22 protein-coding genes and 1 riboswitch are annotated in these 24,420 nt (G+C 76.2%); of the genes, 15 read left to right on the forward strand and 7 right to left on the reverse strand.

The window, feature by feature from the left end:
* Positions 1-104 precede the first annotated feature (104 nt).
* Positions 105-1,328 carry a M20 metallopeptidase family protein gene (locus NP075_RS03935; RefSeq protein WP_227563973.1) on the forward strand — a complete coding sequence of 408 codons (1,224 nt, stop codon included), beginning with the start codon at positions 105-107 and terminating at the stop codon, positions 1,326-1,328.
* Between the two features lie 33 nt (positions 1,329-1,361).
* On the opposite strand, the gene NP075_RS03940 is transcribed toward NP075_RS03935, so the two are convergent.
* On the reverse strand, positions 1,362-1,700 hold the full coding sequence (locus NP075_RS03940) for a TraR/DksA family transcriptional regulator (protein ID WP_227583424.1): 339 nt from the start codon (positions 1,698-1,700) through the stop codon (positions 1,362-1,364).
* A 21-nt stretch (positions 1,701-1,721) separates the two neighbouring features.
* Positions 1,722-3,413 (reverse strand): hypothetical protein, encoded by a 1,692-nt coding sequence (locus tag NP075_RS03945; protein ID WP_227563976.1) that lies wholly within the window; start codon positions 3,411-3,413, stop codon positions 1,722-1,724.
* A 201-nt stretch (positions 3,414-3,614) separates the two neighbouring features.
* Here NP075_RS03945 and NP075_RS03950 point away from each other — a divergent pair, with 201 nt between their 5' ends.
* From NP075_RS03950 to NP075_RS03965, 4 genes are read left to right on the forward strand one after another with little or no spacing between them, the layout of a single operon-like run.
* Positions 3,615-3,998: a cold-shock protein gene (locus tag NP075_RS03950; RefSeq protein WP_227563978.1), complete on the forward strand. Its 384-nt coding sequence runs from the start codon at positions 3,615-3,617 to the stop codon at positions 3,996-3,998.
* A gap of 2 nt (positions 3,999-4,000) precedes the next feature.
* A complete protein-coding gene (locus tag NP075_RS03955) occupies positions 4,001-5,023 on the forward strand; it encodes a DUF3027 domain-containing protein (RefSeq protein WP_227563979.1) in 1,023 nt (340 codons plus the stop codon).
* A complete protein-coding gene (locus NP075_RS03960) occupies positions 5,020-8,061 on the forward strand; it encodes a sacsin N-terminal ATP-binding-like domain-containing protein (protein WP_227563980.1) in 3,042 nt (1,013 codons plus the stop codon). The genes NP075_RS03955 and NP075_RS03960 overlap by 4 nt, the downstream gene beginning before the upstream one ends.
* Positions 8,062-8,117: 56 nt before the next feature.
* Complete coding sequence (locus tag NP075_RS03965; protein WP_227563982.1) at positions 8,118-8,882, forward strand: CAP domain-containing protein; 765 nt, start codon at positions 8,118-8,120, stop codon at positions 8,880-8,882.
* 6 nt (positions 8,883-8,888) lie between these two features.
* On the opposite strand, the gene NP075_RS03970 is transcribed toward NP075_RS03965, so the two are convergent.
* Together NP075_RS03970 and NP075_RS03975 are read right to left on the reverse strand one after the other, a co-directional pair.
* Positions 8,889-9,194, reverse strand: coding sequence for a DUF2530 domain-containing protein (locus NP075_RS03970; RefSeq protein ID WP_227563983.1), 306 nt, complete (start codon positions 9,192-9,194; stop codon positions 8,889-8,891).
* 59 nt (positions 9,195-9,253) lie between these two features.
* On the reverse strand, positions 9,254-9,823 hold the full coding sequence (locus NP075_RS03975) for an arsenate reductase/protein-tyrosine-phosphatase family protein (protein ID WP_284439915.1): 570 nt from the start codon (positions 9,821-9,823) through the stop codon (positions 9,254-9,256).
* A 153-nt stretch (positions 9,824-9,976) separates the two neighbouring features.
* Between NP075_RS03975 and NP075_RS03980 the strand changes: the two genes are divergently transcribed.
* Positions 9,977-11,458, forward strand: a complete 1,482-nt coding sequence (locus NP075_RS03980) for an NCS2 family permease (protein ID WP_227563984.1) — start codon at positions 9,977-9,979, stop codon at positions 11,456-11,458.
* Here NP075_RS03980 and NP075_RS03985 read toward each other — a convergent pair.
* Complete coding sequence (locus NP075_RS03985) at positions 11,421-11,924, reverse strand: VanZ family protein (protein ID WP_227563985.1); 504 nt, start codon at positions 11,922-11,924, stop codon at positions 11,421-11,423. The two genes, NP075_RS03980 and NP075_RS03985, sit on opposite strands and share 38 nt — an antisense overlap.
* A 92-nt stretch (positions 11,925-12,016) precedes the next feature.
* Between NP075_RS03985 and NP075_RS03990 the strand changes: the two genes are divergently transcribed.
* Positions 12,017-13,342 (forward strand): UDP-glucose dehydrogenase family protein, encoded by a 1,326-nt coding sequence (locus NP075_RS03990; RefSeq protein WP_227563986.1) that lies wholly within the window; start codon positions 12,017-12,019, stop codon positions 13,340-13,342.
* A gap of 3 nt (positions 13,343-13,345) precedes the next feature.
* Here NP075_RS03990 and NP075_RS03995 read toward each other — a convergent pair whose 3' ends face one another.
* Positions 13,346-14,644 carry an EAL domain-containing protein gene (locus tag NP075_RS03995; RefSeq protein WP_227563987.1) on the reverse strand — a complete coding sequence of 433 codons (1,299 nt, stop codon included), beginning with the start codon at positions 14,642-14,644 and terminating at the stop codon, positions 13,346-13,348.
* Positions 14,645-14,748: 104 nt separating this feature from the next.
* On the opposite strand from NP075_RS03995, the gene NP075_RS04000 reads away from it, so the two are divergent.
* From NP075_RS04000 to NP075_RS04015, 4 genes are all read left to right on the forward strand, one after another.
* Positions 14,749-15,186, forward strand: coding sequence for a MarR family winged helix-turn-helix transcriptional regulator (locus tag NP075_RS04000; RefSeq protein WP_227563988.1), 438 nt, complete (start codon positions 14,749-14,751; stop codon positions 15,184-15,186).
* Positions 15,183-16,556, forward strand: a complete 1,374-nt coding sequence (locus tag NP075_RS04005; RefSeq protein ID WP_227563990.1) for an MFS transporter — start codon at positions 15,183-15,185, stop codon at positions 16,554-16,556. Before NP075_RS04000 ends, NP075_RS04005 begins: the two co-directional genes overlap by 4 nt.
* Positions 16,557-16,682: 126 nt before the next feature.
* Complete coding sequence (locus tag NP075_RS04010) at positions 16,683-18,515, forward strand: DUF4012 domain-containing protein (RefSeq protein ID WP_227563991.1); 1,833 nt, start codon at positions 16,683-16,685, stop codon at positions 18,513-18,515.
* A 150-nt stretch (positions 18,516-18,665) separates the two neighbouring features.
* On the forward strand, positions 18,666-19,331 hold the full coding sequence (locus tag NP075_RS04015) for an LPXTG cell wall anchor domain-containing protein (protein ID WP_227563992.1): 666 nt from the start codon (positions 18,666-18,668) through the stop codon (positions 19,329-19,331).
* A 58-nt stretch (positions 19,332-19,389) separates the two neighbouring features.
* Here the strand turns inward: NP075_RS04015 and serC are convergent, their stop codons facing one another.
* Entirely contained in the window at positions 19,390-20,532 is a 1,143-nt protein-coding gene (gene serC, locus NP075_RS04020) for a phosphoserine transaminase (protein ID WP_227563994.1), read from the reverse strand.
* A 125-nt stretch (positions 20,533-20,657) separates the two neighbouring features.
* On the opposite strand from serC, the gene NP075_RS04025 reads away from it, so the two are divergent.
* The 4 genes from NP075_RS04025 (at position 20,658) to NP075_RS04040 (ending at position 24,309) form a co-directional block, all read left to right on the forward strand.
* On the forward strand, positions 20,658-21,347 hold the full coding sequence (locus NP075_RS04025; RefSeq protein WP_227563995.1) for an iron-dependent transcriptional repressor DtxR: 690 nt from the start codon (positions 20,658-20,660) through the stop codon (positions 21,345-21,347).
* A 154-nt stretch (positions 21,348-21,501) separates the two neighbouring features.
* Positions 21,502-21,729: riboswitch (cyclic di-AMP (ydaO/yuaA leader) on the forward strand.
* A 3-nt stretch (positions 21,730-21,732) separates the two neighbouring features.
* Complete coding sequence (locus tag NP075_RS04030; RefSeq protein ID WP_227563997.1) at positions 21,733-22,509, forward strand: C40 family peptidase; 777 nt, start codon at positions 21,733-21,735, stop codon at positions 22,507-22,509.
* 183 nt (positions 22,510-22,692) lie between these two features.
* Entirely contained in the window at positions 22,693-23,241 is a 549-nt protein-coding gene (locus NP075_RS04035; RefSeq protein ID WP_227563999.1) for an HNH endonuclease, read from the forward strand.
* A gap of 138 nt (positions 23,242-23,379) precedes the next feature.
* Entirely contained in the window at positions 23,380-24,309 is a 930-nt protein-coding gene (locus NP075_RS04040; protein WP_227564001.1) for a universal stress protein, read from the forward strand.
* Positions 24,310-24,420 lie beyond the last annotated feature (111 nt).

Here is a 24,420-nt window from a genome sequence, read left to right on the forward strand (position 1 = left end):
ACCACGATACGTGCGCGCACCGCCACCGGCCCACGTGGGCACGGGCCCCGCGGTCCCGCCGGGTCCCGTGCCGGGGCCGCGCCGGCCTGTGGCAGGGTGACGGCATGGCTCTGGACGAGGGAACGCTGGCGGCACTCCGGGACGACGCGGCGCGCGAGCTGCCGCGGACCACCGAGCTGCGCCACGCGCTGCACCGCGTCCCCGAGCTGGGCCTGGACCTGCCGCTCACGCAGCGGCTCGTGCTGGACGCGCTCGCCGACCTCGACCTCGAGGTGCACCCCGGCCGGGGCCTGTCCTCGGTCACGGCCGTGCTGCGCGGCGGCCTGCCGGGGCCCGCGGTCCTGCTGCGCGGCGACATGGACGCGCTGCCCGTCACCGAGGAGCCGGACGGCGACCTCGTGTCCGGGCACCCGGGCGTCATGCACGCCTGCGGGCACGACATGCACGTCGCCGGCCTCGTGGGCGCGGCGCGCGTGCTCGCGGCGCGGCGCGACGAGATCGCGGGGTCCGTCGTCCTGATGTTCCAGCCCGGCGAGGAGGGCCACGGCGGAGCGCGCCTCATGATCGACGAGGGCGTGCTCGACGCGGCCGGCAGCCGCGTCGTCGGCGCGTACGGCGTGCACGTGATGGCGTCGACGATCCCGGTGGGGGTCGTCGCGTCGCGCCCCGGCACCCTCATGGCGGCGTCCGACACCGTGCGCGTCACCGTCCACGGCCGCGGCGGGCACGGGTCCAAGCCGTACCTCGCGGCCGACCCCGTGCCGGTGGCCGCCGAGATCGTCCTGGCGCTGCAGACCATGGTGACGCGGCAGTTCGACGTCTTCGACCCCGTCGTGGTGACGGTCGGCCGGATCCAGGCGGGTACCACGGACAACGTCATCCCCGACCTCGCGCACCTCGACGCGACGGTCCGCACGTTCAGCCCGGCCACGCACGCGGCCGTCCCCGAGCGCATCGCCCGCGTGTGCGAGCACGTCGCCGCGGCGCACGGGCTGACCGCGACGGTCGACTACGAGCGCGGGTACCCGGTGACAGTCAACGACGCGACCGAGGTCGAGCGGGCGCGCCGTGTGACGCGCGGCCTGTTCGGGGACGACGCGTGGCTCGACGCGGAGGCGCCGGTGCCCGGTGCGGAGGACTTCTCGTACGTGCTGGAGCAGGTGCCCGGGGCCTTCGTGTTCGTCGGGGCGACGCCCGTCGGGCAGGACCCGGCCACGGCGGACTACAACCACTCCCCGCGGGCCCGCTTCGCCGACGACGCCCTCGTCACCGCGTCCGCGGTGCTGGCCGCGCTCGCCCTCGACCGTCTGGCGCAGGCGGCCGGCTGACCGCACCACCCGCCGGCGGCCGTGCCGCCGGCGTCAGGCGTGCGCGACGCAGGTCGTCGCGGTGGGCCGTGCCGCGAGCCGGTCGTCGTCGATCGGCTCGCCATCGACGGCGCACCTGCCGTACGTCCCGGCGGCCAGCCGCGCGAGCGCCGCGTCGACCTCGGCCAGCCGGCGGTGCGCACCGCCGGCCAGCGCCTCGAGCTGCGCGCGCTCGAAGGCGATGGTCGCGCCCTCCGGGTCGTGCTCGTCGTCGACGTTCGCCCCGCGCGCGGCGTCGACCACGTCCCGGTGGGCGTCACCCAGGCCGGACAGCCGCGCGAGCGCGTCCTCCCGCAGGGCCAGCAGCAGCGCGCGTGCCCGCTCGTCGTCCACCCCGCCGGTCTACCACCGGCGCTACCGCGGCGCAGGAGCGGGTGCGGCGGGCGTCCCGGTGGGCGACGGCGGCGCGGCCAGCAGCCCCACGACGCGCGCGTGCGCGTCCCGGGCGTCGGAGCCGCTGCGGGCGAACGCCTGCGCGACCTCCTCGACCCGGGCCTGCAGGCGCTGGGCCTCGCGCTCGACGAACGCGGCCCCACGCTCGGCGCGCTCGGCGTCCGCACGCGAGCGCGCCGCGCGACGGGACGCGCGGACGCCGGCCGCGACGGAGAACGCGACCGCGGCCGTCCCGTACAGCCAGCCCAGGTCGCTTGGGTCGACGGCCGTGGCGACCCACAGGAGCACGGCCGCGAGCGCGCAGCCGATCGTCACCTGCTTCTCGCGCGGCGTGAGCGGGTGCACGGGTGCCGTGATGCGGCGCAGCGCCTCCTCGCGGCCCTCCACGACCGTCTGCCGCGGGCGGGCCCGCAGCGTCACGCCGGCGGCGGCCACCTCCAGGTCCTCGGGCGCCGGCACGGTCGCGTCGGCGAGGAGACGGTCCGCCACCGCGGCCAGCCACGGGGCGCACGCGTCGCGCACCAGCGCCCCGACGTCGTCGCGGCGGTCCAGCGCGTCCTGCCGCAGGAGCGTGAGCAGGTCGCCCGCCGGGGCGTCCCAGGCCGGACCCGGTGCGCCCGTGCCGGTCACGACGGCCTCCAGCTCGGCGGCCCGCACCATGAGGTCGCGCTCCTCCTCCGCACCTTCGTCGACGAGCGCGCGCAGCACGGCCACGAGCTCGGCGACGGTCGCGTCCGCGTCGTCCTGCGCGGTGACGTCGGACCCGGCGTCGGTCCCCGCGTCGGCCGGTGCGTCGGCCGGTGCGTCGGCCGGCGTCCCGGCGTCGGTCCCCGGGGCGCCGCTCTCGACCAGCTCCCGCAGCGTCACCAGCGCGGCGGCCGCGCGACGCACCCGGGCGACCTCCAGGGTCCCCGTGCCGTCGGCGCGCGGGTCCCGGACGTCCCCCTGCACGTGGGCGGCCCAGTCGTCGACGGTCTCCTGCACGGTCGCGGCCGGCACGGCGGCGACGGCCGCGCGCAGCCGGTCGAGCAGCGTCGCGCGGGCGTCGGCCCCCAGGCGGCCCTCCGCCGCGGCGACCCACACGGCACGCTGCGCGCGGGTGACCGGGCGCGCGACGTCGATCGTGCCCAGTGCGTCGGCCGACCACCGCGCCACGAGGTCCGCCCGCCCGCACGCGGCGCCCGCGACCGTCAGGAAGGTCGCCGTCCGGCGCAGGTCGATGGACGCGGCCCGCTGCGCCGCGCCGTCGTCGTCGGGGCCCAGCACCGCCAGCGCGTCGGCGAGCCAGTAGCCGGGTGCGGCGGGCGCTCCCGCGACGTCGAGCACGGGGCCCGTGGGGGCCGACGGCGTCCCCAGCGCCACGAGCCGGGCGCGCGTCGCCTGCCGCACGAGCGCCGGGCCGGCGACGAGCGACAGCTGGTCGCGCAGCGAGCTGAGCTCGACGAACGCGTCGAACGCCTCGGTCAGTCGCGTCAGGCGGGTCTCGATCGAGCCGCGCAGCGAGGCCAGGTCGCTGCGCATCGCCGACGCGGCACGGTGCTGGGACGACAGCGACGCCCGCAGGCGCTCGACGTCCCAGCTCAGCGCGTGGAGGCGCTGGGACTGGGCGTGGTCGGACTCCTGGGTCCACGTGCTGAACGGGTGATCCGTCATGTTCCGGGCTCCTCGAGGTCGGCGGCGACCCTAGCGAGTGGTGGCGCCGTGGCGGGTGCGTTTCACCCGGTCGGGTGCCGCCGGCCGGTGCGAGCCCGGGCGTGCGTCCGGCCCTCCGGAGCGTGAAGCCGGGTGGGGCCGGTAGCCTGGTCACGGTCTGCGGGAACGCTCGCGGACGTGCCCGGCGGTGAAGGAGCGGAAGTGCCCACCGGCAAGGTCAAGTGGTTCGACACCGAGCGTGGATTCGGCTTCATCGCCAGCGACGACGGCGGTGAGGTCTTCCTGCACGCGTCGGCGCTGCCCGTGGGGGTGACCGCCCCCAAGCCGGGCACCAAGGTCGAGTTCGGCGTGGCCGACGGGCGTCGCGGACCGCAGGCCCTGTCCGTGACGGTCCTCGACCCGGTGCCCTCGGTCGTCAAGGCCCGGCGCCCCCCGGCCGACGAGATGGCCGTGGTCGTCGAGGACCTCATCAAGGTCCTCGACAAGGTCGGCAACGACCTGCGCCGCGGCCGCTACCCCGAGGGTCCGCGGGCCGCCCAGTACGCGACGTTGCTGCGGGGCGTCGCCGACAAGCTCGAGGCCTGAGCATGGCTGCCGTCAAGGACGCCGTCCTCGAGCGTGCCGTCGACCTCGCCCGCGAGGTCGCGGTCGAGATCGCGCAGGAGCCGCAGGACGTCGGGGAGTACCTCGGCGCGGTCCGCGAGGCCGAGCGCCTCGTGTCGCACCGGTTCGCGTGCACGGCGCGCGGGTACCGCGGCTGGGCCTGGACCGTCACGGTCGCGCGCGTGCCGCGCGGCCGCACCGCGACCGTGTGCGAGGCCGAGCTGCTGCCCGGCGACGACGCGATCCTCGCGCGCACCTGGGTGCCGTGGTCGCAGCGGCTGCGGCCCGGCGACATCGGCCCCGGCGACGTCCTGCCGTTCCGCCCCGACGACCCGCGCCTCGAGCCGGGCTTCACGCCGACCGGCGACCCCGAGGTCGACGAGGTCGCGATCGACGAGCTGGCGCTGGCACGCGTCCGGGTCCTGTCGCCCCAGGGGATCTCCGAGGCCGCGGAGCGCTGGTACCGCGGGTCGCGCGGCCCGGCGACGCCCGGCTCGGTCGCCTCGAGCGCCGCGTGCGGGTCCTGCGGCTTCCTCGTCCCGCTCCAGGGGTCGCTGGGCACGCTGTTCGCCGTGTGCGCCAACGAGTGGTCGCCCGACGACGGCAAGGTCGTCAGCCTCGACCACGGGTGCGGCGCGCACTCCGAGACGGACGTCCCGTCGATGCCGAGCGAGTGGCCGGCACCGGACCCCCTGCTCGACGAGAACGCGATCGACGTGGTCGAGCGGGGGTCGCGCGAGACCGAGGGTGGTGACGCGCCGGCCGAGCCGGTCGCGGACGCCGAGCCGCCTGCGGACGCCGAGCCGCCTGCGGACGTGGACACGCCTGCCGAGGTCGAGCCGCCTGCGGACGCCGACACGCCTGCTGACGTCGAGACCCCCGCGGACGTCGAGACCCCTGTGGACGTCGAGACCCCCGCAGAGGACGAGACCCCCGCAGAGGACGAGACCCCCGCGGACACCGGCAGCGCCACGGACGCCGACGCGCGTCCCGCCGACGGACCGTGACCACCGACGCCTTCGGCACGGCCGCGCTGCGCGGTGCGGTGCTGGAGGCGTGGCGGGCCTCGCCCGCGCGGCTGCGGGAGGACGCGAACACCGAGGAGGACCACGCCCGGGGGTACTACCGGGACCGGGTGCTCGTCGAGCTCGCGCAGAACGCGGCGGACGCGGCCACGCGCGCGGGCGTCCCGGGGCGGCTGCTGCTGCGGCTGGCGACGACCGACGACGGCACGGCCGTCCTCGTCGCGGCCAACACGGGCGCACCGCTGGACGCGGCGGGCGTCGCGTCCCTGGCGTCGCTGCGGGCCTCGGCCAAGCGGGACGCCGGGACGGGCACGGTCGGCCGGTTCGGTGTCGGCTTCGCGGCCGTGCGGGCGGTCGCCGACGAGGTGACGGTGTGCTCGACGACGGGCGCCGTGCGGTTCTCCCTGGCGGACACCCGCGAGCTGCTGGAGGGGACGGCCGCGCAGGAGGCCGCGCACGGCCGTCCGGGCCTGGCGGACGAGGTCCGCCGGCGTGACGGGTCGCTGCCGGCGCTGCGGCTGCCGTGGCCCACGGAGGGCCCCCCGCCGACGGGCTACGACACCGCGGTGGTCCTGCAGCTGCGCGACGAGGTCGTGCGCGACGAGGTCCGCGCCCTGCTCGACGGCGTGGACGACGTCCTGCTGCTCGCGCTGCCCGGCCTCGTGGAGGTCGTCGTCGACGTGGAGGACGCCGGGCCGCGCCGCCTCGCGGACGTCACCGGGCGCTGGGACGTCCTGACCGCGGAGGGGGAGGTGCCGCTCGCCCTCGTGGCCGACCGTCCCGTCGAGGAGCGCGCCGCGCGGGCGTGGCGCGTCACCTGGGCGCGGCCGCGCGACGGGTCCGCCGTGCCGGGGGTGGTGCACGCGCCGACGCCCACCGACGAGCCGTGCTCGCTGCCTGCCGTCCTGGTGGCGACGCTGCCGCTCGACCCGTCGCGCCGGCACGTGGTCCCGGGCCCGTTGACGGACGCCGTCCTCGACTCGGCGGCGCAGGCGTACGCGCAGCTCGTCGGGCGTGCGGCGGCGGAAGGTGCCGACGCGACCGCGTGGGTGCCGACGGGCCTGGCGGCCGGCGCGGTGGACGCCGCGCTGCGCGAGCGCGTCGTCGCCGCGCTCGTCCGCACGCCGCTGCTGGTGCCCGCGTCCCCGCAGGACGCCCTCGTGCCCCCGCTGCGCGCCACGCTGGTGCGCGACCTGCCCGACGGGCCCGCGGTGACCGCGCTGGGTGCGCTCGTCGCCGGTCTGGTCCGGGTCCCGCCGTCGGGGCTGGCGGCGGCGCGTGCGCTCGGGGTCGAGGAGCGTGCGCTCGCCGAGGTCGTCGACGAGCTGCCGACCGGCGGCGACGTCGACTGGCCGGCCCTGTACGACGCGCTGGACGTCGCGGCGCAGGACGCGACCGCGCGCGAAGGGCTCGCGTCCCTGCCGGTGCCGCTGGCGGACGGCCGCGTGGTGCGTGGCCCGCGGGGCGTCGTGCTGCTGGACGACGACGTCGCCGGGGTGGCGCCCCGGACCCTCGAGGTGCTGCGCACGTGGGGGCTGCGGGTCGCGGACCCCGCGGTGGTCCGTCCGCTGCTGGCGCGGCTGGGTGCGCGGCGGCTCGACGCCGCGGCGCTGCTGGCGCACCCGGCGCTGCGTGCCGCCGTGCTGGGGCAGGCGGACGACGACGACCTCGACCGCGCGGACGAGGTGACCGCGGCGGTGCTCGACGTCGTGGCCGCCGCGGGCACCGTGCCCGCGGACGCGGTGGCCTGGCTGGGCCTGCTGACGCTCGACGCGGCCGACGGTGAGCCCGCCCCCGCGCACGGCCTGGTGCTGCCGGGCGGGCCGGCCGCGCGGCTGCTCGACGACCGCGTGCTGGCCCCCGTCGCGCTGGACGCCGTGGACCGCTGGGGTCGTGACGTGCTGGTGGCCGTGGGCGTGCGCGACGACCTCGTGGTGACGACCGTCCCGGACGTGGTCGCGGGCGTCGCCCCGGACGACGACGCGGACGACGCGGCTGCCCTGGCCGCCGCGTCGCTCGACGGCTGGGCCGACTACGTCGACGAGCTCGCCGACGCGCTGGGCGCGGGGGCGTACTGCGGTGACGTGCCGGCCGTCGCGGACCTCGACGCGGTGGACGACCGCCGGTGGCCGGAGGTGCTCGCCCACCTGGCGCGCACGCCGGACCTGCGCGCGGCCCTGGTGACGTCCGTGCGCGGCGAGGGGACGGCCGCCACGGCCCCGTCCTACACCGCGTGGTGGCTGCGCACGCGCGCCGACCTCGCCCTGCCGGAGGTCTTCGCGCTGCCGGGGTCCGTCGCGCTGCCCGCGGCCCTCGTGCCGCCGGTCCCCGAGGTGCTGGCCGGCCTGGACGAGGAGGCGCTGCGCGCGCTCGGCGGGGTCGGGTCGCTCGCGGACGTGCCGGCGGCGCGGTGGGCCGCCGTGCTCGACCTGCTGGGGCCCGTGGGCGGGGTCGTGCCGCTCGACGTCGCGGGGCCGGTGTGGCGCGCCTGGGCGCAGGGCGCCGGGCCGGACGAGCCGCCCGCGGTGCTCCCGGCGCTGACGGCGCCCGGGGTCGCGCGGCTCGTCGACGACGCCGTGGTGGCGGACGACCCGCGGTGGTGGCAGTGCGCGGGTGCCCAGGGCGTGGCCGTGGTGCCCGTGCCGGTCGCACCGGGCTCGCGCGGGGCGGCCGGCGTCGCGGAGCTGCTGGACCTGCCGCTGGCGTCGTGGCGTCTCGGCGCCGACGACGACCTGTCCGGTGCCGGCGAGCCGGAGGACGTGCCCGACGCGCTGCTCGCCCTGCTGCCCGACGCGCCCGCGCAGTGGTGGCGGCACGACGACCTGCGGGTGGTGGGCGCGCCGGTCGGGTGGTGGGTCACCGGGACGGGGACGCAGGCGCAGGTGCACGCCGTGCACGTCGCGGGGCTGGCGTCCGCGCTGGCGTGGGCGACGGGACGGTGGGCGGCGCGCGGGGCCGTCGAGACGCTGCTGACCGACCCGGACGACCCCGACGCGGCGCTCGGCCTCGCACTGGAGTGAAACGCCCGTTCCGGGAGGAACTACCGATAAAGGTCACGCTCCGGTAACGTCCCGGTGTGCCCGTCTCCCGTCGCCGCGACATCCGTCGCTGGGGCGAGCGTCGGGCCCGTCGACGGCGTCGGGTGCGGGTGGCCGGGGCGGGGGGAGTCCTCGTCGTCGCGACGGCCCTGCTCCTGTCCGCCGCACCCGGCGCGTACGCCCCGACCGGGCAGGTCGACCTCGCGCTGACCACGGGTGACCTGGTCGGACGCTTCCAGGACCTCGCGTCGCGCAACGGCGAGCGTCCCGCCGAGGCGGAGCCGACGGAGCCGTCCCCCGCGACGAGCTCGGCGGCCGGGCAGACGCCGTCGCCCGAAGAGGACGCCGCGGCCCCGCCGGCCCCGCCCGCGGACGCGGCCCCGGCCGCCCCCTCGCCCGAGCCGCAGGCCGCCGCGCGGCCCGCGGCCGCACCGGGGGGCGAGGGCGCGGCGATGTCCGCCGAGATCGTCGCTCTCGGCAACGCGGAGCGCGCCGCGGCCGGCCTGCCCGCGCTCGCGGTGTCGTCGTGCGCGACGCGGCAGGCCGAGGAGCGGGCGGGCCTCCTGGTCGCCGAGGGGCGCTTCGAGCACGACCCGCTGGGCCCGGTGCTCGAGCAGTGCGACGCCGGCACGGTGGGGGAGAACCTGTCGCTCGGCTACCGCTCGGCGCAGGCAGCGGTCGAGGGGTGGATGGACTCGCCCGGGCACCGCGAGAACCTGCTGCGCCCGGCGTTCACGCAGATCGGCGTGGCGTGCGTGACGGGGCAGCGCGGGTGGCTGTGCGCGCAGGTCTTCCTGGGCTGACCGGCGTCAGCCCAGGATGGTCGGGGCGCCGGGGTCCTCGTCGCCGGGACGGATCATCGCGCCCGTGCCGTCGGACGACAGGCGCCCGTTGTGCCGCGCCCACAGCACCCCGACGACGCCGAGCGCGACGCCGGCCCCGCACACCCAGACCCACGTCGCCGGCGCGACGCCCAGCCACGACAGCACGCCCGTGACCACCAGCGCGGCGCCCCACAGGGTCGTGCCGGAGCCCATGACCCGCGCGAGGTCGACGTCGATGGGCGGCGGCGGCGTGCGATGGGGGTGCATCAGGGTGTGGACGACGGAGGGCACGTCCCGATCGTATCGGCACGCGTGACGCGTCCCGCCGCCGGGTGCGGCGCACGGCCGTCTCAGTCGCGCAGGGCGGTGGCCAGCGCCTCGACGGCCGCGGAGATCTGGTCGAACGTCGCCCGGTACACCGCGTCGGAGCCGCCGATGGGGTCGGGGACGTCGTCGGGACCGACGTCGCCGAGCTGTCGCACGCCGGGCACGAGGGTGGGCAGGGCGCGCACGCGGGCTCCCGGGGTCGCGCCGGCGGCGCGCAGCGCGTCGGGGTCGACGCGGTCGACGAGCCGGGCGAGCTCGAGCAGCGTGAACGTGCGGCGGACCGCCGCCGGGACCAGCCGGACGACCTGCGAGCGGTGCTCCCGCGTGAGCGTCAGCACGAGGTCCGCCTCGCGCACCTGTGCGGCAGTGAGCCGGCGTGCGGCGAAGGAGCCGGCGTCGGCGCCGGCCGCGCGGACGAGCGGGACCATCGGCGCGGACACGGGGTGGCCGACCACGGCGTGCGTGCCGGCCGACGCGACGTGCACGTCGCCGCCCGCGAGGCGCGCCGCGAGCAGACGCTCGACCACGGGCGACCGGCAGATGTTGCCGGTGCAGACCGCCAGCACGCGGGCCGGCGACGGGGTGTGTGTCACGCGGACATCGTGCCCGACGGGTCGGTCGCCGGGCACGTGCACGGACCGGCCGCGGCGTGGCGGCGCGCGCAGCGGGAGGCGCGCGCGAGGGTCACCTCCCCGCACTGCGGACGGCTTGCATCGGGGCTGTGCCCTTCTGCCACACTGCGGCTCATGTCGACAACTCCCCCGGCGGAGAAGCTCGACGACGCGTCCGCGCCCCCCCGCAGCGCCGTCGACCGCTTCTTCAAGATCACTGAGCGTGGCTCCACCATCGGGACCGAGATCCGTGGCGGTCTCGTCACCTTCTTCACGATGAGCTACATCATCGTCCTCAACCCCCTGATCATCGGCACCCTGCCCGACAGCACGGGGCAGTTCCTCGGCGGCGGGGACTCACCGGACCTCGCGATGATCGCCGCGGCGACCGCCCTGGTCGCCGGCCTGCTGACGATCGTCATGGGCGTCGTCGCCAACTACCCGATGGCGCTCGCCGCGGGCCTCGGGCTCAACGCCGTCGTCGCCTACACGGTCGCGCAGCTGCCCGGCATGACGTGGGCCGACGCGATGGGCATCGTCGTGCTCGAGGGCCTCGTGATCCTCGTGCTCGTGCTGACCGGGTTCCGCACCGCCGTCTTCCGTGCGGTCCCGCGCGAGCTGAAGGTCGCGATCGGCGTGGGCATCGGCCTGTTCATCGCCCTCATCGGCTTCGTCAACGCCGGGTTCGTCCGGCAGGGCGTGGGCACGCCGCTCGAGCTGGGCTCCGGCGGCTCGCTCGCCGGCTGGCCCGTCGCGGTGTTCGTGATCGGCCTCGTCCTGGCGATCGTGCTCATGGTGCGCAAGGTGCGCGGCGGTCTGCTCATCGCCGTCATCGGCACCACGGTGCTCGCCCTGGTCGTCGAGGCCGTCGCCAACGTCGGCGCCTCGGGGGAGGACAACCCCACGGGCTGGCACCAGAACGTGCCGTCGGTGCCCGACGTCCTGGTCGAGCTGCCCGACCTGTCGCTCATCGGCCAGTTCTCGCTGTTCGGCGCCGTCGGCAAGATCGGCGTCCTGGCGGTCGTGCTGCTGGTGTTCTCGATCCTGCTCGCCGACTTCTTCGACACGATGGGCACGATGGTCGCCGTCGGCCAGGAGGCCAAGCTCCTCGACGAGGACGGCAACCCGCCGCGCACGCAGCAGATCCTGGTCGTCGACTCCCTCGGCGCCGTCGCGGGCGGCATGGGCTCGGTCTCGTCGAACACGGCGTACGTGGAGTCCACGTCCGGCGTCGCCGACGGTGCCCGCACGGGCCTGGCGTCCGTCGTCACCGGCATCGCGTTCCTGCTCGCGACGTTCCTCGCGCCCCTGGTGGCCATGGTCCCGTCCGAGGCGGCCGCGCCCGTCCTCGTCGTCGTGGGCTTCCTCATGGTCGCGCAGGTCGCGGACCTGGACTGGAAGTCGCCGGAGGTCGCGATCCCCGCGTTCCTCACCCTGGCGCTCATGCCGTTCACGTACTCCATCAGCGTGGGCATCGGTGCGGGCTTCATCGCGTTCGTCGTGGTCAAGCTCGCGCTCGGCAAGGCCCGCAGCATCCACCCGCTGATGTGGGTCGCGGCGATCGCCTTCGTCGTCTACTTCACGCTCGGCCCGATCCGGGACGTCCTGGGCGTCTGAGCAGCCCCGCGACGGGCCGGGACCTCACGGGGTCCCGGCCCGTCGTCGTGCCCGCGTCACCCGTCCGCGGCGTCCGCGACCGCTGCGCGCGCAGCACGAGCGCCAGGACGCCCACGCCGACCGCCGCGCCGAGGGTGTTCATCACGACGTCCTGCAGCGTCGGGTACCGGGTCGGCAGCCACCGCTGCACGGTCTCGACGAGGCCCGAGGTCGCCGCGCCGAGCAGCACGACCAGCCACCACCGTCGGGCGGGCAGCAGCAGGCCCACCAGCACGCCGAACGGCACGAACATCACCACGTTGGCGACCGCCTCGACACCCAGGTAGGTGACCGGCAGCCCGTGCCCGGCCAGCCACGCGACCGCGCTGCGCACGACCCCGAGCGTCCCGTCGTCCGCCGGTGCGGGTGCCAGCGTGACGGCGGCGACGGCCGCGAGGTACACCGTGAGCAGCACGCGTGTCGTCACCCGTCTGCGCCGCGTGAGTCCGGTCATGCCCGAAAACCGGCCAAAACGGCCTGTACGCTGCGCGCAGGGCTGTCTCGGACGGGGGAGGACGCGTGCGCATCTCGGTCATCGGCTGCGGCTACCTGGGGGCGGTGCATGCGGCCAGCATGGCGTCCCTGGGGCACGACGTCGTCGGCATCGACGTCGACGCCGGCAAGGTCGCCCGGCTGGCGGCGGGCACGGCGCCCTTCTACGAGCCGGGCCTCCCCGAGCTCCTCGACGAGGTGTCCGGCACGGGACGGCTGACGTTCAGCACCGACATGGCCGACGCGGCCGGTGCACGTGCGCACTTCCTGTGCGTGGGGACCCCGCAGGAGCACGGCGAGTTCCGCGCGGACCTGAGGTACGTCGAGTCCGCGTTCGCCGACCTGCTGCCGCACCTGGCCCCCGGTGACGTGGTCGCCGGCAAGTCCACCGTGCCCGTCGGCACCGCCGAGGCCCTCGCGGCGAGGCTCGCCGGGACCGGTGCCACCCTGGTCTGGAACCCCGAGTTCCTGCGCGAGGGGTTCGCGGTGCAGGACACGCTGCACCCCGACCGGCTCGTCTACGGCCTCCCCACGGACGACCGAGGCGTGCCGACGCCCGACGGCGAGGCCGCCCGCGCGCTCCTCGACGAGGTGTACGCCGCGCCTCTCGCGGAGGACACGCCGCTGGTCGTCACGGACTACGCGACGGCGCAGCTCGTCAAGGTCGCGGCCAACTCGTTCCTCGCCACCAAGATCTCGTTCATCAACGCGATGGCCGAGCTGTGCGAGGCCACCGGGGCGGACGTCACGCGTCTCGCCGACGCGATCGGCTACGACGCGCGCATCGGGCGCCGCTTCCTCAACGCGGGCCTCGGCTTCGGCGGCGGCTGCCTGCCCAAGGACATCCGCGCGTTCATGGCGCGCGCCGGGGAGCTGGGGGTCGACCAGGCCCTGTCGTTCCTGCGGGAGGTCGACTCCATCAACATGCGCCGCCGCGTGCGCACCGTGGACCTCGTGCGCGAGGTCAGCGCCGGGTCGATCGTCGGCAAGCGGGTGGCCGTGCTGGGCGCGGCGTTCAAGCCGAACAGCGACGACGTGCGCGACTCGCCGGCGCTGTCGGTCGCCGCCCAGATGCAGCTCCAGGGCGCCCAGGTCACCGTGACGGACCCGCAGGGGGTCGAGAACGCGCGCGCGAAGTGGCCGGACCTGAAGTACGCGTCCAGCGCGCTCGAGGCGGCGGCCGGCGTCGACGTCGTCGTGCTCGCGACCGAGTGGGACGAGTACCGCGACCTCGACCCGGACGAGCTGGGGGGTGTCGTCGCCCGCCGGGTGATCGTCGACGGCCGCAACGTGCTCGACCCCGGGGTCTGGCGTGCTGCCGGCTGGACCTACCGGGCGCTGGGCAGGCCCTGAGGGTCAGGACGTCGCGCGCGCCCAGTGCGTCGCGACGTCGTACCGGTCCCAGCGGGGCGCGACGGCGCCCTGCCCGTGCGTCGCGTTGACGAGCACCGCGGTCTCGCGCAGCGTCAGGCCCACGAGCCGGGCGCGCTCCAGCAGCTGGCCGGGGGGCTCGGGGTGGCACGGGGTCGGCAGCGGGAGGGGCCTGCGCACCGCGTCGAGCGCGTGGCGCGCGGACGTGAGCGCGACGACGTCGTGCCGCACGGCGTGGTCGACGATCGCGGCGTGCACGGCGCGGTCCGCCGGGTCGACCAGCGCGCCGCGCTCGAGGTGCGGGTCGAGCAGGATGGCGTCGACGGGCAGCTCGTCGAAGGCGGCGAGGGGCTCGCGTCCCGAGCCGTAGGCGGTGAGCACGATGCGGTGGCCGCGGCCGCGCAGGGTCCGTAGCGCCTGGAGCACGTCGTCGAGCCCAGCGAGCCACGCCGACACCCCGACCCACACCCCGGGAGGGCAGTGGTCCACGAGGGCCTGGGCGAGCGTCGCGCGCGCCTGCCCGGTGCCGGACAGCGCGGCGGACGCGTCCCAGACCACCGGCCCGCCGTCGCGGTCGGGGCCGACGGCGTGGGGGACCGCGGCGTGCAGGGCGACGGCGGTGTCCGTGTAGCGCGGCGAGCGGCTCAGGGACAGCAGCCCTTCGGCGCGCTCGGCGTGGGGGCCGTCGGCCCGGGCGGCGTGCAGGCGCACCTGCGTGCCGAACCGGGCGCCGGTGACGACGTCCCACAGCGTGCGGCGCGACACGTCGGTGGCCGTCCACTGGTCCTGCAGGGGCAGGGTGGCGCGCGGGAGGACGAGCCGCTCGACGGCGCGCGCGGTCACGTCGGCCAGGTCCGCCGACGCGCCCTGCGCGGCCGATGCCAGCGGCGTGGGCCCGGCCGCGGGGTCCAGGCGCCGGTACAGCTCGCCGAGGTGCTCGCGCAGCGACTGGGCGTCGTCCTGCGACGTCGTGACGACGTACGCCGCGGCGGCCTCGCCGATCGCGACGATGCTGCCGGGTGCGTCCGCCCAGGCCTCGAGCTCGTCGCACAGCCGGCGCTCGACGACGTCGAGCCCGCGGCTGCGTCCGGGCAGGGCGTAGGTCGTCGGGGTGTCGTATGCCAGGGTGACGACCGTGACGACCTCGTCGTCCGTACGGGCGCCCGAGCACTCGGGGTGCAGGGAGACCCCGGCCGCGCGGTGGGTCACGGGGTCGAGCGTGGACGCGAGCAGGTGCTCGACCATCAGGGCGTCGCTCGCGACGTCCCAACCAGACCCTTGCATCGATTCACCCTCCCCGGCCCTGACTGTTCCCCACCCTGACCTGCGGATGCAAGCGCCGAGAGGGTGAACTCATGACTTGCAGTAATGATGTAAGGTAACGACCTGTGCCCACGATCTCTGCCCCCGCCGACCTCGCCCTCGCCGCCGACCTGCGCGTGACCCTCGGGCGGGCCGTGCGGCGCATCAAGGCGGAGCGCGGCGAGGCCGGACTGTCCGACCCCCAGTTCAACGTCCTCGCGATCCTGCTGCGCGAGGGCCCTACGAGCCCCGGCCGCCTCGCGGAGCACGAGCGGATCGCGGCACCGGCCATGACGCGCACGGTCGGCTGCCTCGCCGACCGCGGGCTCGTCAGCAAGCAGGAGCACCCCACGGACGGCCGCCAGGTCGTCGTCAGCCTCACCCCCGAGGGTGAGGCCGAGGTCCAGGAGACGCGCCGCCGCCGGGACGCCTGGCTGTCGGCGCGCCTCGCCGGCCTGACCGCGGACGAGCGCGCCACGCTCGTGGACGCGGCCGAGCTCCTCCGGAGGATCACCGCGTCGTGAGTGCCACGTTCTCCTCCCTCTCCTTCCGCAACTACCGCCTGTGGTTCGCCGGTGCGCTCGTCGCCAACGTCGGCACCTGGATGCAGCGTGTCGCGCAGGACTGGCTCGTCCTGACCGAGCTCACCGACGAGTCCGGCGTGGCGGTCGGCATCACCACAGCCCTGCAGTTCGCCCCGACGCTCGTGCTGTCCGCCTGGGCGGGCCTCCTCGCCGACCGCTTCGACCGGCGCAAGCTGCTCGTCGCCACGCAGGTCGCGCAGGCCGTCCTCGCGGCGGGCCTCGGTGCGCTCGTCCTGTCCGGCCACGCGCAGCTGTGGCAGGTGTACGCCTTCGCCGGGATGCTCGGCGTCGTCACGGCGATCGACGGTCCGGTCCGCCAGACGTTCGTCGCCGAGCTCGTGCCCGCCGGTCGCCTGTCGAACGCGGTGGGGCTCAACAGCGCGTCCTTCAACGCCGCGCGCCTCGTCGGGCCCGGGCTCGCCGGCCTGCTCATCGCCGCCGTCGGCAGCGGCTGGGTCTTCGTCATCAACGCCGCGACGTTCGCCGCGACGATCTTCTCGCTGACCCTCATGCGCCGCGCGGAGCTGTACCCGATGCCGCAGGCGTCACGCGCCAAGGGCCAGATCCGCGAGGGCATCGCCTACGTGCGCGGACGCTCGGACATCATCGTCATCATGGTCGTCGTCGGCGTCGTGTCGACGTTCGGCCTGAACTTCCAGCTGACCAGCGCGCTGATGGCCCGCACCGAGTTCGGCCGCGGCGCGCAGGAGTACGGCATCCTCGGGTCCGTCCTGGCGATCGGCTCGCTCACCGGCGCGCTGCTCGCCGCCCGGCGCGAGCGGCCGCGCGTCCGGCTGGTCATCGGGTCGGCGTTCGCCTTCGGCATCGCGACGGGCGTCATGGCGCTCATGCCGACGTACGCGTCGTTCGCCGTGGCCTGCATCCCCGTCGGCTTCGCGTCGCTGACGATGATGACGGCGGCGAACACCAGCATCCAGATGTCCACCGACCCCAAGATGCGCGGGCGCGTCATGTCCCTCTACATGGTGGTCTTCCTCGGCGCGACGCCCGTCGGGTCACCGATCGTCGGGTGGATCGGCGAGACGTTCGGTGCGCGCTGGTCCATCGGCGTCGGCTCCATCTCGGCGATCCTCGTCTCCGTGGCGGCCGCCTGGTGGGCCCGCAGCCACTGGGGCGTGCAGGTCCGGTACCACGTCACGACGCGCCCCCACGTCGAGGTGCTGCACCCCCAGGACAGGGAGGGTGCGCTGCCGGGGGAGAGCGCCACCGAGGCCGGGGAGCGTCGTGCGGCCACCGCGCCGGCGCGCGTCGGCGCGCAGGACGCGTCGGACGCCCAGCACGCCGCCTGACCGCGCACGCCGCCTGACCGCGCGCGGCCTGGCCGCGCGGGGGGTGTGCAGCCGATCGGGCGGCCCGCGGGGTGAAACATCCGGCCCCCCGGATGTCCGGAAGGTCCGACGTGTCACGATCGTCCCGTGGGTGCGACCGAGGTGGCGGCCGAGCCGGCCGACGCGGCCGACGGCGACGCGACGCCCGGCGGCGCCGCGCCCGCGCACGTCCCCGGACGTCCGGAGGGCCGGCGGCGCCGGGCCGGACGGACCGCCGCGCGGGTCGTCGCGGTCGTCGTCGTCGCACTTCTGCTCGCCGGAGGCTGGCTGGCGTTCCGCGCGTGGCAGGCCGTGTCCGCGCTGCAGGACGCGCGCGCCCTCGTCGCGGGCGTCGAGGTGGACGCGGCGGCCGTCGGCGACGGGACGGTCGACCTGGACCGGTTGCGCGCGTCGACGTCGGCCGCCGCCGCCGCGACGTCCGACCCGGTGTGGCGCGCCGCCGAGGTGGTGCCGTGGGCGGGCGACCAGCTCGAGGCCGTCCGTGTCGTGTCCACGTCGCTCGACACCGTCGTCGCGGGCGCGCTGCCCGCGGTGAGCGACCTGCGGGCGCTGCTCGACGGCGGCCTGCGCGGACCCGACGGGCGGGTCGACGTCGCGGCCCTGCGCGCCCTCGCCGACCAGGTGCGGACGGCCTCCGTCGGTGCCGCCGACGCGCACGCGGACGTCGCCGCGCTCGACGCCGACGCGCTGGTCGGGCCCCTGGCCGGGCCCGTGCGCGACGTGCAGGACGTCCTGGCCCGCCTCGACGCGGGGCTCGGCCCGGCCGGCCGTGTGGCAGGCGTGCTCCCCGCGATGCTCGGGGCCGACGGCCCGCGCACCTACCTCGTGCTCGCGCTGAACACCGCCGAGCTGCGCGCCGCGGGCGGGATCGTGGGCACGGTCGTCGCGGTGCGCGTCGAGGACGGGGCGGTGAGCGTCGTCGACCGGCGCACGACCGCCGACCTGCCCCCGCTCGCCGAGCCCGTCGTGCCGCTGACCGACGAGGAGCTCGGGACGTGGGGCGACCGCCTCGGGCGGTGGGTCCAGAACGCCGTCCTCACGCCGGACTTCCCCCGCACGGCCGAGCTCGTCGCGGCCCGCTGGGCGCGCGACGTCGGCGGCACGGTCGACGGCGTGGTCGCGACGGACCCGCTGGCGGTCGGCGGGCTCGTGGGTGCCACGGGACCCGTCCCGGACCCCGACGGCGGCGTGCTCACCGGCGCCGGCCTCGTCACCACGCTGCTGCGCGACGCCTACGTGCGCCACCCGGACAGCGCCGGCTCGGACGCGTACTTCGGCGCGGTGGCCGCCGCGGTGGTGGAAGCGGTCGACTCCGGGGCGGGCAGCACGCAGGCGCTGTTCGCCGCGGGTCGCACGGCCGTCGACGAGCGACGCCTGCGGGTGTGGTCCGCCCACCCCGAGGAGCAGGAGCGCCTCGCCGCGACGGTCGCCGGCGGTGCGTTCACGTCACCCACGTTCGCCCACCAGCCCGGCCTGTTCCTCGACGACGCGACCCAGGGCAAGCTCGGCGCGTACCTCAGCACGGACCTCACGTTCCGCGACGCCCGCTGCACCGACCCGGCGCCGCGCGTGACCGCCGTGCTCGGCCTCGACTTCCGGCCGCCCGAGGGCGTGGCGTCGTGGGGACACCTCGTCACCGGTGTGCCCGGCCCGCAGGTGCCGCTCGGGACCCTGCTCACCACGGTCTCCGTGTGGTCCGCGCAGGACGGTCCGCCGCTCGTCGTCGCGCGCGACGGGGCACCCGCCACCGGCAGCGTGACGACCGTCGAGGGCCGCACCGTGCAGCAGGTGGGCTCGCGCCTCGCGCCGGGCGGCACGCAGGAGGTCGCCGTGGACCTGCCCCTGCGCGACGGCGCGGTCACGCTCTGGACCACGCCCACCCTGACCTCGCCCGGGGTCGCGGTGTTCCGCTGCGGCTGACCGGCTCCCCGAGGGGGTGAACTGTGCCCGGTCTGTCCTGGTTCACCCGGATGATGGTATGGTCCGCGGCTCACTCGGGGCGAAGATGATGCCGATATGTCCGAATCGGCGAGGGAGCCAGCCATGCGCGCGTCGTCCAAGGTCTGCACCGTGGCAGGCCTCCTCCTCGTGGCGGTCGGACTGGGTCCGGCTGCGTCCGCCGTGGCCGTCGCGCCGACGCAGGCCGTGGCACCCGGTGGGTGCGCACCCGCCGACGGGTACGGGCCCGAGCTGCCGTGCGAGGTCGACATCTCGCTGCTGACACCGGTGTGCGACAACGACGTGCCACGCCTGCGGTACGCCGTGGCCCCGGTCGGCACCGACGCCACGACGGTCACCGTCACGTTCGTCAACCCCGACGGCGACGACGTCGTCTACACCGACCAGCCCCTGACGGGCGCCGTGCTGTGGCCGGGCGCCGTCGTCGACGCGACCGGCAGGCCCGTCGACTGGCCCGGCTGGCGCCTCGAGGACGGCGTGTGGGTCCAGGGCGACGAGTACGACTGGGTCCGGCCGTCCGTCGAGGTGTCGTTCGCGGTCAACCCCACGACGTCCGCCGTGGTCGCCTACCCGCCGTCGAGCCCCGTGTGCGCCGGGCAGCCCGAGCGCTCGGACGTCCTCGTGGCCGGTGCCGAGCCTGCCGCGGCCGCGCCGGCCGAGCGGGCCGAGGTGCTGTCCGCGACCGGGTCGTCCGCCGGGCCCGTCGTGCTCGTCGCCACGGGGCTGCTGCTCGCCGGTGCCGCCGGGGTGCTGGTGGCCCGCCGCCGCCGCGCCTGACGCGTCGCTCGGGAGCCCTGCCCGGTCGGCCGGGCTCCCCACCTCGGCCCGTCCGGGCTCAGACCAGGTGCTCGACGACGTGGTCGATGCAGGCCGTCAGTGCCAGCACGTCGTCCGGGTCGACCGCGGGGTACATGCCCACGCGCACCTGGTTGCGACCGAGCTTGCGGTACGGCTCGATGTCGACCACGCCGTGGCGTCGCAGCACCCCGGCCACCGTGGTGGCGTCGACCTCCGGCGCCAGGTCGACCGTCCCGACCACGGGGGAGCGCAGCGCCGGGTCGGTCACGAACGGCGTCGACCAGTCGCGGCTCTCCGCCCAGGAGTACAGGTGGCCGGCGGAGGTGGCGGTGCGCTGCGCCGCCCACGCGAGGCCGCCCTGCTCGAGCATCCAGTCGACCTGCTCGGCCAGGAGCAGCAGCGTCGCGATCGCGGGGGTGTTGAGGGTCTGGTCGGCGCGCGAGTTCGTCACGGCGGTGGTGAAGGACAGCGACTCCGGGACCCAGCGTCCGCCGGCCTCGACGGCCGCGGCCCGCTCGACGGCCGCCGGCGACGCGAGCGCGAGCCACAGACCGCCGTCGGACGCGAAGGACTTCTGCGGCGCGAAGTAGTAGACGTCGGTCTGGGCCACGTCGACGGTCGTACCGCCCGCGGCCGACGTCCCGTCGACCAGGACGAGGGCGCCCGCGTCCCGCGACCCGGGCACCCGGCGCACCGGGGCGACGACGCCCGTCGACGTCTCGTTGTGCGGCCAGGCGTACACGTCCACGCCCGGCGTGGCCGTCGGCACCACCATCTGGCCCGCGGGCGCGCGCACCACGTGCGGGTCCGCGAGGAACGGGGCCCGCGCCGTGGCGGCCGCGAACTTCGCGCCGAACTCGCCGAACGTCGCGTGCGCGGCGCGCTCCTGGACGAGGCACAGGGTCGCGACGTCCCAGAACAGGGTCGACCCGCCGTTGCCGAGGACCACCTCGTACCCCGGCGGCAGGTCGAACAGCGACGCGAGGCCGGCGCGCACCCGGCCGACGAGGTGGCGGACCGGCGCCTGACGGTGCGACGTCCCGAGCAGCGTCGTGCCCTGCGCGGCGAGCGCGTCGACCTGCGCCGCGCGGACCTTCGACGGGCCGGACCCGAAGCGCCCGTCGCGGGGCAGCAGGTCGGAGGGGATCGTCAGGCGGGCGATGGCGTCGGCGTCGGGCACGTGGCGAGGATAACGAGCGGCGCCGGCCGCGCGGGGGCCCGTCCGTGCGTGCGTGGCCGACTACCCTGGGCGGAGCACGCGGCACCGGGTTCCGGGCCGCCGGACGCGACGTGGGAGGCCGAGCGGTGAGCGACCTGATCGACACGACCGAGATGTATCTCAAGACGATCTACGAGCTCACCGAGGAAGGCATCACCCCCCTGCGCGCGCGCATCGCCGAGCGGCTCGGCCACTCCGGCCCGACCGTGTCCCAGACGGTCGCCCGCATGGAGCGCGACGGCCTCGTGGTCGTCACCGGGGACCGCCACCTCGAGCTGACCGAGGTCGGCCTGACGAAGGCCGTGCGCGTGATGCGCAAGCACCGCCTCGCCGAGCGTCTGCTCACCGACGTCATCGGGCTGGACTGGCCGCACGTCCACGAGGAGGCGTGCCGCTGGGAGCACGTGATGAGCGAGCGCGTCGAGAAGCGCCTCGCCGCGCTCCTCGACCACCCGCACTTCGACCCGTACGGCAACCCGATCCCCGGGCTCGACGAGATCGGCGAGGAGCGGACCGACGTCCGGTTCCTCGACGGCGTCGTCCCGCTGACGGGACTCGGCGCCGCGCCCGACGGGTCCGCGGTCGTCGCGCGCATCGGTGAGCCGCTGCAGGTCGACGTCGAGCTGCTCGTGCGCCTCGCGGACGCGGGCGTGCTGCCGGGTGCGCAGGTCACGGTCGAGAGGTCGCCCGGCGTCGTGACGGTCGGCGTCCCGGGCTCGGGCACCGTGCTCGACCTCCCGGTCGACGTGGCCCGGCACATCTTCATCGGCGCCTGAGAGGCGCCCTGCGCCGGCGGGGCGGCGGCGTGTCGCGCGGCGTGTCGGACAGGTGTCCATGATCTTCGCGAGATCTCCGTGATCAGAGCGTGACAATCGCGCGGCCAGTCATGTACGTTCGTCCTGCTTCTCGGAACCCTCCTCTGGGAAGCCCTCGAGCGGAACGCCGAACCCTGCCGCCGCTCGCAGGTCCGTACGACTCGCCGGCAGGGGCGGGGGAACCATGATGGCGGGCACCGCTCACGCGGTGTCCTTGGGGTGAAGCCGGGAGACGGCACGACAGGCCGCACACATCGTGTGAGGCAGGACGTGACGGATGACCGGCCGGGTGTTCTCCCACCCGAACCCGACAGCTCACCTCGCAGGCGCCAGGAGAGGCACCACGTTGTCCGAAAGCATCACCCGGGCGCGCCACCGCGCCGCGCGTCGTCCCTCGACGCCGCTGACCGAGCTGGCATGCGCTGCGTCCGAGCAGATGGGCACCGTCGGACGACGGACCGTCGTCGTCGCCGCGTCCTCCGGCCTCATGGTCTCCATGTTCGCCACCACGACGCACGCAGCCGACCGCGACGCCGCCCCGGCGCTCGCCGCCGTCGACACGGCGGCCCTCACGGCCTCCGCGCGTGCCGTCCTCAACACGTCGCCCGTCGTGGCCTCGCCGGCCGAGGCCGTCTTCACGGTCGACGCGCCGACGGTCACCGCCGAGAAGCCGGCTCCGCCGCCCGCGCCGGAGCCCGTGCGCACGCGTGCCGCGTCCCGCACGGCCGAGCGCGCCGCCGACACGACGGCCCCGTCCCAGGCCGCCAGCAACCCGATCCCGCAGTCGGTCTCCGGCAACGCGGTGCTCGAGATCGCCGCCCGCTACGTGGGCGTCCCGTACGTCTCCGGCGGCTCGACGCCCGACGGCTTCGACTGCTCGGGCTTCACGTCGTACGTGTACGCGCAGCTCGGCATCTCGCTGCCGCGCACCTCGTCGGCCCAGCGCAACGCCGGCACGGTCGTCTCCCGTGCCGACGCCCAGCCCGGTGACCTGATCTGGAGCCCTGGCCACATCGGCATCTACGCCGGTGGCAACCAGATGATCGACGCGCCGCGCCCCGGCAAGACGGTCCAGTTCCGCTCGATCTGGCAGAGCAACCCCACCTTCATCCGGGTCGGCTGACCCGATGCCGCGAGGCCCCGACGACGTCCGCGTCGTCGGGGCCTCGTCGCGTCCCGGGACGGTCGTCCGGGAGACCGCCTGAGCACCATGGGGGTGCGCGTACCCTGGTCCCGCATCCACGCTGTTCCTTCTCGTCCCGGGCCGGCAGCCAGCCGGCCCGACCCCCGAGGTCAGGAGTGCACCGTGCTGACGACCGCCGCGAGCCAGGGCTCCCACCAGGACGTCGACCGCGCCCCGATGCCGACGCGGGCGCTGCTGCTCAACGCGAGCGGGGACCCGCTGTGCATCGTCACGCTGCACCGTGCCGTGATGCTGGTGATGAGCGGCAAGGCCACCGTCCTGGAGTCCGACGGCCGGATGCTGCACTCGCCGCACGTCCAGATGCCGCTGCCCGTGGTGCTCGTCCTGACCCGGTACGTGCACGTGCCGCACCGGCGGCCCGTCCCGCCCACGCGCCGCACGGTGCTGCAGCGTGACGACCACCGGTGCGCGTACTGCGGCGGCGGGGCCGACACCGTCGACCACGTGCAGCCACGGTCGCGCGGCGGCCGCCACGAGTGGACCAACGTCGTCGCGGCGTGCGTGCGGTGCAACCACCGCAAGGCCGACCGGACGCTGCACGAGCTGGGGTGGGAGCTGCCGTTCCGCCCGCGCGCGCCGCGGTGGTCCGTGACGGTCGGTGGGGCCGCGGGGCGTGCCGAGCCCGCGTGGTCGCCGTACCTGGTGGCCTGAGCGAGCCGTCCGCCGGGCGGTCGTCCGGCGCTCACCTCGCGGTGCGCGGTCCGGCGGCACGTCGGGCTGTGCCACGATGTCGGGGAACCGGACACCGACCCGGCGCAGCGAGGCGCCGGACGCGACGCGGAGGTCGTCATGACGCGCGAGCAGGAGATCCTCGTCGGGATGGACGGGTCGTCCGCCAGCCTGCACGCCCTGGACTGGGCGGTGGTCGAGGCGCGTGCGCGCGGGCTGGGCCTGCGGCTCGTGGTCGCGTACTCCCTGCCGTCGTTCACGGCCGCGTCCCTCGACGGCGGGTACGCGGCGCTCGACGACGAGGCGATCCGGGCCGGCGCGCAGGCGGTCCTCGACGAGGCGTTCGCGCACGTGCGGCAGGCCGGTGTGCCCGTGCACGGGCGCGTCGTGACGGGCGACGCCGCGGGGGTGCTCGTGGAGGAGTCCCGGCACGTGGAGCTCGCGGTGGTCGGGACGCGCGGCCGGGGTGGGTTCGCCGACCGGCTGCTCGGCACGGTGTCGTCGGCGCTGCCCGCGCACGCGTGGTGCCCGACGGTCGTCGTGCCGCTGCGCGGACCGGACGGTCACCCGCTGCCCGACGGGGAGACGGCCGAGGTGCGGCCCGTGCGCCGCATCGTCGTCGGTGTCGACGGCTCGCCGCCCGCCGAGCGCGCGCTGCACGCGGCGATCCGGGAGGCCGAGGCGTGGGACGCGGAGCTGTTCGCGGTGTCCGGCGTGCCCCTCGCCTCGATGACGGGCGCGCTGGCGTGGTTGCCGTCGGCGGTCGACCACGAGCAGGTGCTCAAGGACATCGCCGAAGGGCTGGACGTCGTCGTGGACCGCGCGGTGCTCGAGCACCCCGGTGCGCGGGTGCAGCGGCGCGTGCTCGACGGCACGGGGGCCGAGCTGCTCACGGAGTTCTCCGCCGCGACCGACCTCGTCGTGGTGGGGTCCCGCGGTCGCGGGGGCTTCGCCGGCCTGCTCCTGGGGTCGACGAGCCAGGCGGTCCTGCACCACGCCCGGTGCCCGGTCATGGTCGTGACGGCGCGCGGCGACGCCGCGGCGGCCTGAGCTCCCCGCCTCCGGTGCCCACGTGACGCCGGACCGGCGACCCGTTCGTCCGAACTGCACGAATGTGCAAGACATCTGGCCATATGTTCCCCGAATTGCGGCACCCAGGCT

Origin of the sequence: Cellulomonas wangsupingiae, from assembly GCF_024508275.1 — a bacterium.
Taxonomy (GTDB): domain Bacteria; phylum Actinomycetota; class Actinomycetes; order Actinomycetales; family Cellulomonadaceae; genus Cellulomonas; species Cellulomonas wangsupingiae.

What these genes read in the sequence shown, in the direction of transcription:
- NP075_RS03935 (WP_227563973.1), top strand. Translation starts at nt 105, where the DNA reads ATGGCTCTGGACGAGGGAACGCTGGCGGCACTCCGGGACGACGCGGCG.
- NP075_RS03945 (WP_227563976.1), bottom strand. Translation starts at nt 3,413, where the DNA reads ATGACGGATCACCCGTTCAGCACGTGGACCCAGGAGTCCGACCACGCC.
- NP075_RS03955 (WP_227563979.1), top strand. Translation starts at nt 4,001, where the DNA reads ATGGCTGCCGTCAAGGACGCCGTCCTCGAGCGTGCCGTCGACCTCGCC.
- NP075_RS03980 (WP_227563984.1), top strand. Translation starts at nt 9,977, where the DNA reads ATGTCGACAACTCCCCCGGCGGAGAAGCTCGACGACGCGTCCGCGCCC.
- NP075_RS03995 (WP_227563987.1), bottom strand. Translation starts at nt 14,644, where the DNA reads ATGCAAGGGTCTGGTTGGGACGTCGCGAGCGACGCCCTGATGGTCGAG.
- NP075_RS04040 (WP_227564001.1), top strand. Translation starts at nt 23,380, where the DNA reads ATGACGCGCGAGCAGGAGATCCTCGTCGGGATGGACGGGTCGTCCGCC.